We start from the raw sequence: 12,130 nt of genomic DNA on the forward strand, positions 1-12,130 counted from the left end.
AGGCCGAACCACACCACGCCGTCCCCCGCGCCCTCCCTGCGGCCGCGGCCGCCGGCCGCCACCCCCGTCGCTCTGCCCGCCTACCGCCGGGCCGCGCGGCCCGAGCCCGAGGGCGGTCCCTCGCTCGTGTCCATGACGCTGCTGGTCACCGCCCCCGCGGTGCTCGCCACCGCGCTTCTGCGCCCCCGCTCCCGCTGACCCCGCCGGAGGAGAACCATGTCGGAATGGCTCGTACTGTCCATCGCGATGGCCGCCGCGTGCGCCGTCGTCCTCACCATCGTCGTCATCAACCACCGGAGAATCCCCGACGACGACGATCCGAGCGAGACCCCCGACGTCATGGAGTACATGACGATGATGATCGGCGTGGTGTACGCGATCGTCCTCGGCCTCGCCATCGCCGGCGTCTGGGAGGCCCGCAGCGCCGCCCAGGAGACCGTGCGTCAGGAGGCCCAGGCGCTGCACGAGATCTCGGCGCGGGTCGAGGTGTATCCGGCCGACGTCCGTGCCCGCATCCGCGCCGACGTCGACGCGTACGTGGCGTACGTGGTGGACGACGAGTGGCGCCACATGTCCGAGCGGGGCGAGCTCAGCGAGGAGGGCACCCGCCTCCTCGAACAGGTGCGCCGCGGGGTGACCGACTACCGGCCGGCCGACGACCACGAGGGACAGGCCTACCAGCCGCTGGTCGACCAGGTGGCGGCGGTCGACGACGCCCGGGGCGCCCGGGGTCAGAGCGCGGGGGCGACGATGCCCGGCGTGGTGTGGTTCGGCCTCGTCATCGGAGCGCTGGTGACCGTCGGACTGATCTTCACCCTGCAGATCCGGCGTACCGGTCGGGAACTGCTGCTCGCGGGCCTGTTCAGCGCGCTCATCGCCTTCCTGCTCTTCCTGATCTGGGACTTCGACGCGCCGTTCGGGCGCGGGATCGCGGCGACGGCCACACCGTTCACCGATCTGTTCCCGCAGATCACGGGGTGAGGACGGGCCCTTCGACGGGCCCTTCGACGGGCGTTGCGCGGCGCGCGCGTGGGCCACTCGGGGGACATCGGTGCCCCATTCGCGCGCCTGGGATCGCGGCTGTGATAGAGGGCTCCTAGCGTTTCGGGCATCGAGGTGCATGTCATGACCTTTGCGGAAAACCCTTCCGCAGCTGCTCCTCGGGGACCCGGAGGATTCACCATGCGCGCGATACGTGCCGCGTCCACTGCCCTGCTGGGGGCGGCCGCCCTCGCCCTGGCCGCTCCTGTCGCCAGTGCGGCGGACGGCGCCCCCGCACCCGCCGCCAAGGCACTCCGAGCCAAGGCGCCGGGCGACTTCGTCGTCTCTCCCTCGCTGGTGGCCCCTGGTGGCCGGGTGACGCTCAGCGCTCCCGGCTGCCGCAGTACGGCGACCGCGTCGGCGGGCATCTTCGACACCGTGACCATCGCCCCGGGCTCCTCGGCCACCGCCCTGGTGGACTTCGACGCCAGACGGGGTGCCGTCTACACGGTCACTTTCAACTGCACCGGCGGCATCACGGACACCGTCAACCTGACCATCAGCGGCACCACCGCGAGCCCGACCGTCAGCTCCACCGTCCTCCCCACCCCGCGGGGTGTACAGGGCGGCCTGGGCGGCTCCGTCGGCGGGATCGAACCGTGGACACTGGCGGCCGGTACCGGACTCGTCCTCGCCGCGACCACGGGAATCGTCTTCGTGGTGCGACGCCGCTCGACCCTCGACCGAGGCCGTCGTCACTGACGGCGGAGACGGCGCCTCCCCCGGCGCCGGCTCCCCCACCCGTATCCCCCACCGATTCCCGCCACCCGCACCCCCCGACCAACGCCCGTCGCCCCCGAGTCCTGGTCGGCCAGGATTCGGGGGCGACGGGCGTGGACGGCCGGGAGGTCCCGCCGGTCAGACGGCGGCGCCGATACGGCGGCGGCGGGCGATGAAGAGACCGCCGCCGAGTGCGGCCGCGGCGACGAGCGAACCGCCGACGGCCATCTCCGTGGAGCTGGGCGCGAGCGAACCGCCGATACCACCCTGCGAGCCCTGACCGGCCAGCACCCGGAACTGCTGGGTGAGAACCCGGTTGCTGTTGTTGCAGTGGACGGTCAGGGTGTGCTGGCCGAGCGTGGCGTTGTTGTGGATGCGGACGACGGCGCTGGAGACGTTGTTGGAGTTCGCGGAGAGGGTGGTCGTCGGGAAAGCGGCGGACGAGACCGTGCCGCCGGAGCAGCCCCTGACGGTGATCGTGAGGGTCGATCCCTGGTGGACCGCGAAGGGGGTGACGGTGACGCTGTTGGAATCGTCGCCTCCCCGCTGGACCACGGACGAGCCGACCGTGACACTGCTGGGACCGTTCGTGGCAGCGGCGAGAGGGGCAGCGAGCCCGACCGCCGCGAACGCGGTGGCGGCCACCGCCAGAGTGCGTGCAGCACGCATGGTTGAACCTCCATTGGAAGACGCCCCAAAGCGGTGCCCCGGGAGATTCGACGAGTACGCCTTCCATGACGAACCATCACCACTGCGGACAGTCATCGCATCTCGGCACTCGTCCACCCCGGTGAGGCGACACGCCGGGCAAAGGGCTGCCGTATCTGACGGAGCCGCAGGTCACAGACTGTCAGGACGCTTATCCGATGATTACTCGTATGGGTCATCGTTCTCGTCACCCGGCCCGCCCTGAGGTACCACTGAGCTCCCGGCACGTACCGGACGGCCGTCGCACGGGCCGGGACGGGCGCGCCACCCGTTCGCCCTTCACTGATCGCCGGTCCGGCCCGCCACCCTTACCGTTCTGACGACGCCACGAAGGGAGAACCATGAGCTCCAAGGACTTCAGCGTCTTCGAGCCGAGAAGACGCCAACCGTGGGGCGTCCTGGCTCTCGTCATGCTGTCCGGCCTGGCGATGATGCGCAATGGAGTCGACGTCGAGCTCGGCCCGCCGCAGCCCGCGGCCGCCGCGGCTCCCGACACGCGGCCCATCGGGGTTCCGCCCGTCGTCACCCCCGGCCTGCAGCCGCTGCCGTTCGCCCCCGCCTCGCGGGTGAAGATCCCGTCCATCAGGGTCGCGGCCCCGATCATGGACGTGGGCCTGGACGCCAACGGCTGGATCGCGGCACCGCCCCCGGAGGACCCCAACCTGGCCGGCTGGTACCAGAACGGCATCGCGCCGGGGCAACGCGGCACCGCCATCATCGTGGGCCATGTCGACAACCAGACGGGGCCGGCGGTCTTCTACGGCCTCGGTTCGCTGGGCAAGGGCCAGCACATCGAGGTGGAGCGGTTCGACGGCCGGGTCGCGGTCTTCGAGATCTACGGCGTCGAGGTCTACTCCAAGAACAACTTCCCCGGCGTCCAGGTCTACGGCGACACCGGGGAGCCCGAACTGCGGGTCATCACCTGCGGCGGCGGCTACTCCCGGGGGCGGGGCTACGACGGCAACGTGGTGGTCTACGCCCGTATGGTCGGCTCGCGCTGAGGATCCGCGCACGAGGAGGGCCCCCGGCGCGCCGCGCGCCGGGGGTCTCGCCGTCCGGGATCAGCGCCGGGGCACGGTGATGCTGTAGCCCGCGTCGAGCAGCTCGGGCAGATAGCGCTTCAGCGCGGCCACGCTCTGGGAGCGGTTGCCGCCCGCGTCGTGCGAGAGGACCACGACACCCGGGGCCGCGCCGTCCAGGACCCGGCGCACGATGCTGTCCGTGCCCGGTTCCGTCCAGTCGAGGGTGTCCACGGTCCAGGCGAGTGGCTCCATGCCCAGTTCGGCGCCGATCTCGAAGGAGTGCCGGTTCCAGGCCCCGAACGGGGCCCGGTACCAGAGGGGCGCCGTTCCCAGGATCCGCTCGACGATGTCGCTGGTGGAGCCGAGTTCGTCCCGGATCCGCGAGGGGCGCAGCTTGGGGATGAGGGGATGGGACCAGGAGTGGTTGCCCACGACGTGTCCGTCGGCCGCCATCTCGCGGACCAGATCCTGGTTCTCGGCCACCATCTCGCCGCAGACGAAGAACATCGCCCGGCAGCCGTGGCGCCGGAGCGTGGCGAGGATCTCCGGGGTGTACCGGGGGTCGGGCCCGTCGTCGAAGGTGAGCACCATCGAGCGGCCGACCCCGGACATCCTCAGGAACGGCCGCTGCCGGACCGGTGGGACCGCCTTGCGGAAGGCCGGGGGCGCGTAGGCGGTCATGGGCTGGAGACGGTACGCGGAGGGCCTGAGCCGGGCGCCGCTCTGGGGGCCCGCCGCCGGGCCGCCGCCCGGGCTGTGGGTGGGGGCCGGCGCGCGCCCCGCCCCGTGACCGGGAGCGGCGCTCTCGGTCGTACCGAAGCGGTCCGCCGCGAAGACTCCGACCGTGGCTGTGACCCCCAGGGCGGCGGCGATGCGCAGCACCGCCCGGCGCCCCGTGGGCATCTGATCCTTTTTCATGACCAATGGCTCGCACGGCCGAAGGCCCCCGCCCCTCACCCACACCGGCCACCTGTCCGAAAACACCCGATGAGCCGATAGCCTCGAAGGGTGACAAGGCAAGAGCCCCATCAGTTCGAGCGCGGCACGGACGGCCCCAAGGTGATCGTGGCCGGGGTCGACGGCTCCGATTCCTCCCTGCGCGCGGCGGCCTACGCGGCGGGGCTCGCCCGCCGGCAGAACGCCCTGCTGGCCCTGGTGTACGTCCAGCCGGTGATCCCGGCGGGTGCGGCGCTGGGCGCGCCGATCGCCGGGACCACGGACGAGATCGCCCGGGGTCTGGTGGCAGAGATCCGCGAGTCGACCGAGCGGGTCCGGGAGATCTGGCAGGTCCGGTGGGAGTTCCACACCTTCCGGGGCGACGCGTACGCCGGTCTGGTCTCGGCGGCGGACGAGCTGAAGGCGGACGCGGTCGTGGTGGGCGCGTCGGAGTCGGCGGGCCACCGGTTCGTCGGCTCGGTCGCCGTCCGTCTGGTCAAGGCGGGCCGCTGGCCGGTCACGGTCGTGCCGTGACCGGCCGTCGCGGGCACCCCGTTCCGGCGCGGCGCGCGCTCGTGTCGTCGCGGCCCTACTCCCCCATCACCAGGCCGTCTGCGGCGGCGCCCCGCTCCAGGACGACGTCACGGATGGTGTCGCGCACGGCGGTGAGCGGTTCGCCCGCCTTGATGGCGGCGTTGAGGTTGACGACCCGGCCACGGCCGGTGTCGAACCACTGCGGGAGGAACTGGGCCGTGGTGACCTCCCAGCGCCCGCCCGGAGTCCGGGGCGGGGCGAAGGTGAAACGGCCCAGGGTGCCCTGGTTGCCGCGGGGGTCGAAGGCGCCCGCGTGGTTGATCATGTCTCCGGCGATCTGGTCGCCCATGCCGTAGATGATCCAGGTGCCGTTGACCTTCTCGTAGGCCTGCGGGACATGCGCGTGGGTGCCGAGGATCAGGTCGATGTCGGGCCGGCCGTCGGTGTGCGAGGCGGTGAGGGACCTGCCGAGGGTGAGCTGGCGGTCGTCGGGGGCGGTCTGCCACTCCGTGCCCCAGTGGACGCTGACCACGACGACTTCCGCGCCGGCCTGCCGGGCGGCCCGGGCGTCGGCGATGATCTTCTGTTCGTCCAGGAGGTTGACCGCCCACGGTTGCCCTTCCGGCAGCGGACGACCGTTGGTGTCGTACGTGTAGGCGAGCTGGGCGACGGTCGCGTCGCCCGCCTTCAGCAGGGTGGGCCCGGCGGCCTCCTCGGCGCTGCGGGCCGATCCGGCATGGCGGACGCCCGCCCTGTCGAGCGCGTCGAGGGTACGGCCAAGCCCGGCCGCACCGTCGTCCAGGGTGTGGTTGGACGCGGTGGAGCAGGAGTCGTACCCCGTCTCCTTGAGCGCGATGGCCACCTCGGGAGGCGACTTGAAGGCGGGGTACCCCGTGTAGGGTCCGCCCTCCTGTCCGTAGACGGTCTCCATGTGACAGATCGCCAGGTCGGCGGCGGAGACGACGCTCTTGACCCCGGAGAGCATGGGGCGGAAGTCGAATCCGTTGCCACCCGCGTCCTCGGCGGCCCGGCGGATGATCGAGTCGTGCGGCAGGACGTCGCCCGAGGCGACGAGGGTGAAGCCGGTCGGGGCGGCGGGGCGGGCGCCGACCGCCGACGGGGCGGCGGGTCGGGTCGGAGCCTTCCGGGGTGGGGCCTCGGGGGCGTCGGCTCCGCCGGCACAGCCGGTCGCCGCCATGAGCAGGGCGGCGCCGAGGGCCACCGCCCCCTGTCTCGTGCGCTGGATCATCAGCCGGCTCCGCGTGATTCATCGGATGAACATCTGTCCAGAGAATTCACGACCGGATATAAGCCGCAGTCAAGAGACAAAGCCGTACAGGGTGTCAAACCCTGCCGAAACGGATGCAGTGCCTCCGCCTGACCGTTCGGCGCACCATTCGCCGCTCGGTGCGACCGCTCGTCGCACACACCTGCGCGTTCCCTGTCCCTCGCCGCCCGTATGCGTTCGTATACGCCCGTGGGACGACGAGCCGGTAGGAGAGGTGTGGAGCATGGCGACCGCGACGGCGACGACCGACGAACGGGCACTGGCGGAGCTGCAGCGTGACCACGGCCCGGCGCTGCTCGGCTTCCTGCTCGGTCTGACCTACGGCGACCAGCAGCGCGCGGAGGACCTGGTCCAGGAGACTCTCGTACGGGCCTGGCTCCACCCGGAGGCGTTCGACGGGCCCTACGCGTCGATGCGGCCCTGGCTCTTCACGGTGGCCCGGCGCCTGGCCATCGACGCCCGCCGCTCCCGGCTCGCGCGCCCCACCGAGATCGGCGACGGGGCGCTCGCCGCCACCGCCGACCCGGCCGACGCCACGGAGTCCGCGGTCGCGGCGCTCGATGTGCGCGCGGCCGTGCGGGAGCTGAGCCCCGAACACCGCGCGGTCCTGGTCCGGCTCTACTTCCACGGCCTGACCGTCAACGAGGCCGCCGCCGATCTCGGCATACCGGCCGGCACCGTCAAGTCCCGCTCCCACTACGCGCTGCGGCAGCTCGGGCGCTGCCTGCCGGACTACCGGCCGGGGCGCAGGGGCGTTGCCCGGCCACGGGCGGCGGCCCCACAATGACCGCGTGACGCTGACTCTCGCCGCCGCGGAAAAGGTACTCGCCGACAACTTCGCCCCCTGGGTGCTCGACCTGGGGCTCTCGGTGGTCTCCCTCGACGGGGCCGGCGGGCCGGAGGCGGTCCTGCGCCTTCCCTGGTCGCAGCGGCTCGCCCGCGAGGGCGGCGGGCTCTGCGGTCAGGCGCTGATGGCCGCCGCCGACACGGCCACGGTGATCGCCGTCGCGGCGGCCCGCGGCGGATTCGTGCCGATGACGACGGTCCAGCAGTCGATCAGCTTCCAGCGTGCCGTGCTCGGCACGGACGTCCTGGTCCGGGCGCGGCTCACCAAGGCGGGGAAGCGGATGGCCTTCGCGGACATCACGATGACGGCCGAGGGCACGGAGGAGACGGCCGCCCACGCGACGGCGGTGTACGCACTGCTGGGCTGAGCCCCACGCCTCCCGGTTCTCCCACCGCTCCCTCCTCCCCCACCTGTACCGATGTGGGCGGGGGAACGTATCCGAAACCACACCGGCGAGTTGAGTAAAGAGCGACCCACGCCCGTCCTTCTCGGTGGAGGCTCGTGGTCGGGGTCGACGACCGACACGTCCGGGAGAAGGTGGGAGCGTTGCTGCCCGAAAGTACGAACGGCACCAGCGGAGGCGGTCTCGCCGTCCCGATGGCCTGGCTGTGTGCCGAGTTCACCGCGGACGATCTGCTGCGCGCGAGCTGTCTGGTCCCGCCCGGCTCCCTCGAGTACCGGGCCGGCAGACAGACGCTGGCGCTCACCATCCATCTCTGCGAGGGTGCGGACGCCTCGTCCGGCACGCGCACCACGGGCCGGCTCGACGAGTGGATGGCACGCACCGCCTACGACCGCCCCTGGCCGCGCTGGGTCCGCGAGCGGCTCGCCGCGCGGGTCCACGCGGGCGAGGAGAGCCCCGACCTGGCCATGGCCCACGAGACGTGGCGGCAGCTGCGTGCGACGCAGGTCCGGGCCGCCGACCTCGGCGGGCTCCCGTCGGCCACGACGGGCCTCCCGGTCGACGAGTCGGCACAGGTGTGGCTCCCGGCGTGGAAGTTGGGCCTCCCCCTCGGCCATCTGGCCCTGCACCTGTACTGACGGCTCCGCGTCCTGGATGCCGGTGTTCATGCCCTGGGCGCCCGTCGGCGGGTGGATGTGGGCGGCGTCGCCCGTGACGAAGACGCGCCCGTCGGCGTACCGGTCGACGATGCGGTGGCTGATCCGGAAGACGGAGGACCAGCGCAGTGCGGAGAGGCGGGTGGGCACCGGCGCCACGCTGTCGACCACGGCCTGGAGATGGGACAGCTCCGGGCCCCGTCCGCCGTCCAGGCCGTGCGCGACGCCGTCGCCCTCCGCCGGCTCCCGGCCGGTGGCGCGCGGGGTGCGTCGAGCGGAGAGGCCGGGCGCGGGCGCCGTCCCACCGACCGGGCGCGGGCGCCGGCCCACCGACCGGGTGCAGGCGCCGGTCCACCGACCGGGTGCAGGCGCCGGTCCACCGACCGGGCCCGGCTCGGGCTCCGTCTCACGGCGTCGTCGGGTGCACCCCGGCCCGGTACTTCGGGATCCGTACCGTCACCTTCATCCCCGCGCCGACCCCGGTCTCGATGACCAGTCCGTGCTCCGCCCCGTACACCTGGCGCAGCCGTTCGTCGACGTTGGACAGGCCGATGCCGGAGCCGGTGGGGCGCTCCCCCAGAAGGATCGCGCGCAGCACGGCCGGGTCCATGCCCACACCGTCGTCCTCGATGGTGACCACCGCCTCCGCCCCCGCGTCGCGGGCCGCGATCGTGACCCGGCAGACGTTCACGCTGTCCTCCAGTCCGTGTTTCACGGCGTTCTCCACCAGCGGCTGGAGGCAGAGGAACGGGAGGGTCACCGGCAGCACCTCGGGCGCGATCTGCAGAGTGACCTTGAGACGGTCGCCGAAGCGGGCTCCCGCGAGCGCCAAGTACTGCTCGATCGATCGCAGTTCGTCGGCGAGCTGGGCGAACTCGCCGTGCCGGCGGAAGGAGTAGCGGGTGAAGTCGGCGAACTCCAGGAGGAGTTCCCGGGCCTGTTCGGGGTCGGTGCGGACGAACGAGGCGATGGCGGCGAGGGAGTTGAAGATGAAGTGCGGCGATATCTGGGCGCGCAGGGCACGGATCTCCGCCTCGACGATCCGGGTCCGCGAGCGGTCCAGCTCGGCCAGTTCCAGCTGTACGGACACCCAGCGGGCGACTTCGGTCGCGGCCCGCACCAGCACCGCCGACTCCCGCGATCCGTAGGCCACCAGCGCGCCGAGGACGCCGTCCTCGCCGGTGAGTGGGGCGATCACCGCCCAGCGCAGCGGGCAGTCGACATCGGCGCAGCCGCTGGGCGCGGACTGGCTGCGGCCGGAGTCGAGGATCTCGGCGACCTGCTCCATGACGTGGTCGCGGTGGTGTCCCTCGCCGGGCCCGTCCCAGGCGAGGACGGCGGAGCTGTCGGTGAGGCAGAGCGCCTCGGTCCCGAGCAGCGGGCGCAGCCGGCGGGCGGCTTTGCGGGCGGTCTCCTCGGTGAGACCGGCGCGCAGCGGCGGGGCGGCGAGCGACGCGGTGTGCAGCGTGTGGAACGTGGCCCGCTCGACGGGGGTGCCGAGGTCGAGGTCGGCGGCCTCGGCCCCGCGGCGGGCGGCGAGCCGCCCCAGGACGAAGCCCGTCACCAGCAGCACGGCACCCACCGCGACCGCGGCCGCGAGCGCGATTCCGGTCATCGGTCGGCTCCTTCCCGCTGGGGGCGGGGCCGGCCGCTGAGCTCCTCCGGCAGGTGCAGCCGGGCCAGCAGCGCGGGGGTTTCGGCCGGGATGTGCCGGGGGGTGGCCAGCGAGACCAGGATCATGGTGAGGAAGCCGAGGGGCACCGACCAGACCGCCGGCCAGGCCATCAGGGTGTGCGGCCAGCCCTCGGCCGGCAGCCCGGCCCGGGTCGCCATCACCGCCGTGAGCGCGCAGCCGCCGCCGAGGAGCAGACCGGCCATGGCGCCGGGCGGGGTGAGGCGCCGCCACCAGATGCCGAGGACGAGCAGCGGACAGAAAGAAGAGGCGGAGACGGCGAAGGCGAGACCGACGGCGTCCGCGACCGGGACCTTGGAGGCGACGATCCCCGCGGTCAGCGGGACGGCGGTGGAGAGCAGGGTCGCCAGCCGGAAGTGGCGTACCCCGCGCGAGGGGAGCACGTCCTGGGTGAGCACCCCGGCGACCGACATCGTCAGTCCGGAGGCGGTGGAGAGGAAGGCGGCGAAGGCCCCGCCCGCGAGCAGCGCGCCCAGCAGATCGCCGAGGACGCCGCCGAGCATCCGGTCCGGCAGGACGAGCACGGCGGCGTCGGCGGCTCCGGTGAGGGCCAGTTCCGGGGCGTAGATCCGGCCGAGCGCGCCGTACACCGGGGGCAGCAGGTAGAAGGCGCCGACCAGCCCGAGGACGACGAGGGTGGTGCGGCGGGCGGCGCGGCCGTGCGGACTGGTGTAGAAGCGCACGGCGACATGGGGCAGCCCCATGGTGCCGAGGAAGGTGGCGAGGATCAGGCCGTACGTCGCGTACAGCTGGTGGCCGTCGCGGTCACCGGCCAGCGGCTGGGACCAGCCGAGGGGATCCGCGCCGGTGGAGGCCTTCCCCCAGCCCCCGGCCGAGGCCACTCCCAGCTGGCTTCGCTCGGGGACGTGTGCCCCTTCGGGGAAGGCGAGTTCCGTGCCGCCCTCGACGCGGTGCGTGCCCGGGGCGAGGGTGAGGGTCCGCGCCTCGTACGAGGCGGTGTCGACCCGGCCGGTGACGGTGAGCGTGAGCGGGGTCTCGACCTCGATCCTTACGGTGTCGGCGACGCGGACGACGGTGTGCTCGCGGAAGACGGCGGGGGCGTCGAAGCGGACGCGGGGCGCGTCGTCGCCGGACCAGGCGGCGACGAGGAAGAGGGCGGGCACGAGCAGGGCGGTGAGCTTCAGCCAGTACTGGAAGGCCTGGACGAAGGTGATGCTGCGCATGCCGCCCGCGGCGACGATGCCGGTGACGACGACGGCGACGAGCAGTCCGCCGACCCAGTCGGGGGCTCCGGTGAGGATCTCCAGGGTGAGCCCCGCGCCCTGGAGCTGGGGGAGGAGGTAGAGCCAGCCGATGCCGACGACGAAGAGGCTGGCGAGCCGGCGGGCGGGCGGTGATTCGAGCCGGGCCTCGGCGAAGTCGGAGAGGGTGTACGCGCCCGAGCGGCGCAGCGGGGCGGCGACCAGGACGAGGAGGACCAGGTAGCCGGCGGTGTAGCCGACGGGGTACCAGAGCATGTCCGGGCCCTGGACGAGGACGAGTCCCGCGATGCCGAGGAAGGAGGCGGCGGAGAGGTATTCGCCGCTGATGGCGGCGGCGTTGAGGCCGGGGCGCACGGTGCGGGAGGCGACGTAGAAGTCGGAGGTGGTCCGGGATATGCGCAGGCCGAGGGCGCCGATGAGCACGGTGGCCAGGACGACGGCGGTGACGGCGGCCACCGCGTAGGTGTGGTTCACGTCCGGTCCCCCGCGGTCAGCGGCCGTCGACGAGGCCGGTGAAGTCGCTCTCGTTGCGTTCGGCGCGGCGCACGTACCAGCGGGCGATGGCCCAGATGACGGGGTACACGCCGACGCCCAGCGCCGCCCAGACGACGGCCTCGGGCGCGGGCAGCGCGAGGACCAGGGGCAGGGGGCCGACGAGCAGGGCGAGCGCGCCGAGGGCGGTCAGGGCGGCCCGCAGTTGGCTCCGCATGAGGGAGCGGACGTAGGTGTGACCGAGGGTGGTCTGCTCGCTGATCTCGGAGCGCGCGGGGGGATGGCCGGGCCGCCGCTGTCCCGCCCGCGGCGCCGGCGGCAGTCCGGTGGAGCTGTCGCGGAGCGCGGAAGCGCGCGTGACGGTCTCGCGCCGGGGCCGGCGCGGCGGTGGTTGCTCGGACGTCGGGGTCCGCTCCGGCATCTGTCGACCTCGCAGGGCTGTGGAGTCACCGGAGTGTACGCAGCGGTACGGGCGCGGGGGTAGGGCCTGCGGACCGGGGCCGGGGGCGGCGGCTTCCGGGCCGGGGCAAGGGGCCGGGGGCGGCGGCTTGCGGGCCGGGGCAAGGG

General features: G+C 73.1%; 13 protein-coding genes and 2 pseudogenes. 8 read left to right on the forward strand and 7 right to left on the reverse strand.

Annotated elements, in window-relative coordinates:
- The 3 genes and pseudogenes from J7E93_RS27700 to J7E93_RS27710 all read left to right on the forward strand — a co-directional run.
- Nucleotides 1–198: pseudogene (locus J7E93_RS27700) on the forward strand (hypothetical protein); the annotation flags it as partial.
- An 18-nt stretch (nucleotides 199–216) separates the two neighbouring features.
- Complete coding sequence (locus J7E93_RS27705; protein WP_215072699.1) at nucleotides 217–981, forward strand: DUF4239 domain-containing protein; 765 nt, start codon at nucleotides 217–219, stop codon at nucleotides 979–981.
- A 201-nt stretch (nucleotides 982–1,182) separates the two neighbouring features.
- Nucleotides 1,183–1,743, forward strand: coding sequence for a hypothetical protein (locus tag J7E93_RS27710; RefSeq protein WP_215072701.1), 561 nt, complete (start codon nucleotides 1,183–1,185; stop codon nucleotides 1,741–1,743).
- 156 nt (nucleotides 1,744–1,899) lie between these two features.
- Here the strand turns inward: J7E93_RS27710 and J7E93_RS27715 are convergent, their stop codons facing one another.
- The gene (locus J7E93_RS27715) at nucleotides 1,900–2,430 is read right to left on the reverse strand and encodes a hypothetical protein (protein ID WP_215072702.1); all 531 of its coding nucleotides are present in this window, start codon (nucleotides 2,428–2,430) and stop codon (nucleotides 1,900–1,902) included.
- A gap of 380 nt (nucleotides 2,431–2,810) precedes the next feature.
- Between J7E93_RS27715 and J7E93_RS27720 the strand changes: the two genes are divergently transcribed.
- Nucleotides 2,811–3,470 (forward strand): class F sortase, encoded by a 660-nt coding sequence (locus J7E93_RS27720; protein WP_215072704.1) that lies wholly within the window; start codon nucleotides 2,811–2,813, stop codon nucleotides 3,468–3,470.
- A gap of 60 nt (nucleotides 3,471–3,530) precedes the next feature.
- Here the strand turns inward: J7E93_RS27720 and J7E93_RS27725 are convergent, their stop codons facing one another.
- Complete coding sequence (locus tag J7E93_RS27725) at nucleotides 3,531–4,409, reverse strand: polysaccharide deacetylase family protein (RefSeq protein ID WP_215072705.1); 879 nt, start codon at nucleotides 4,407–4,409, stop codon at nucleotides 3,531–3,533.
- A gap of 90 nt (nucleotides 4,410–4,499) precedes the next feature.
- Between J7E93_RS27725 and J7E93_RS27730 the strand changes: the two genes are divergently transcribed.
- On the forward strand, nucleotides 4,500–4,961 hold the full coding sequence (locus J7E93_RS27730) for a universal stress protein (RefSeq protein WP_215072706.1): 462 nt from the start codon (nucleotides 4,500–4,502) through the stop codon (nucleotides 4,959–4,961).
- Between the two features lie 55 nt (nucleotides 4,962–5,016).
- Here the strand turns inward: J7E93_RS27730 and J7E93_RS27735 are convergent, their stop codons facing one another.
- Nucleotides 5,017–6,210, reverse strand: coding sequence for a CapA family protein (locus J7E93_RS27735; RefSeq protein ID WP_215072707.1), 1,194 nt, complete (start codon nucleotides 6,208–6,210; stop codon nucleotides 5,017–5,019).
- 262 nt (nucleotides 6,211–6,472) lie between these two features.
- Between J7E93_RS27735 and J7E93_RS27740 the strand changes: the two genes are divergently transcribed.
- The 3 genes from J7E93_RS27740 (at nucleotide 6,473) to J7E93_RS27750 (ending at nucleotide 8,137) form a co-directional block, all read left to right on the forward strand.
- Nucleotides 6,473–7,036 carry a sigma-70 family RNA polymerase sigma factor gene (locus J7E93_RS27740; RefSeq protein ID WP_215072708.1) on the forward strand — a complete coding sequence of 188 codons (564 nt, stop codon included), beginning with the start codon at nucleotides 6,473–6,475 and terminating at the stop codon, nucleotides 7,034–7,036.
- Between the two features lie 4 nt (nucleotides 7,037–7,040).
- Nucleotides 7,041–7,463, forward strand: a complete 423-nt coding sequence (locus tag J7E93_RS27745) for a PaaI family thioesterase (RefSeq protein ID WP_215072709.1) — start codon at nucleotides 7,041–7,043, stop codon at nucleotides 7,461–7,463.
- A 179-nt stretch (nucleotides 7,464–7,642) separates the two neighbouring features.
- Complete coding sequence (locus tag J7E93_RS27750) at nucleotides 7,643–8,137, forward strand: hypothetical protein (protein WP_215072710.1); 495 nt, start codon at nucleotides 7,643–7,645, stop codon at nucleotides 8,135–8,137.
- 66 nt (nucleotides 8,138–8,203) lie between these two features.
- Here J7E93_RS27750 and J7E93_RS27755 read toward each other — a convergent pair.
- From J7E93_RS27755 to J7E93_RS27770, 4 genes and pseudogenes are all read right to left on the reverse strand, one after another.
- Nucleotides 8,204–8,485, reverse strand: a pseudogene (locus J7E93_RS27755) (pentachlorophenol monooxygenase); the annotation flags it as partial.
- Between the two features lie 76 nt (nucleotides 8,486–8,561).
- A complete protein-coding gene (locus J7E93_RS27760) occupies nucleotides 8,562–9,770 on the reverse strand; it encodes a histidine kinase (RefSeq protein ID WP_215072711.1) in 1,209 nt (402 codons plus the stop codon).
- The gene (locus J7E93_RS27765; protein WP_215072712.1) at nucleotides 9,767–11,545 is read right to left on the reverse strand and encodes a cation acetate symporter; all 1,779 of its coding nucleotides are present in this window, start codon (nucleotides 11,543–11,545) and stop codon (nucleotides 9,767–9,769) included. Before J7E93_RS27765 ends, J7E93_RS27760 begins: the two co-directional genes overlap by 4 nt.
- A 16-nt stretch (nucleotides 11,546–11,561) precedes the next feature.
- Nucleotides 11,562–11,984, reverse strand: a complete 423-nt coding sequence (locus J7E93_RS27770) for a hypothetical protein (protein ID WP_251067187.1) — start codon at nucleotides 11,982–11,984, stop codon at nucleotides 11,562–11,564.
- Nucleotides 11,985–12,130 lie beyond the last annotated feature (146 nt).

Origin of the sequence: Streptomyces sp. ISL-36 (genome assembly GCF_018614205.1) — a bacterium.
In the GTDB taxonomy this organism is placed as follows: Bacteria; Actinomycetota; Actinomycetes; order Streptomycetales; family Streptomycetaceae; genus Streptomyces.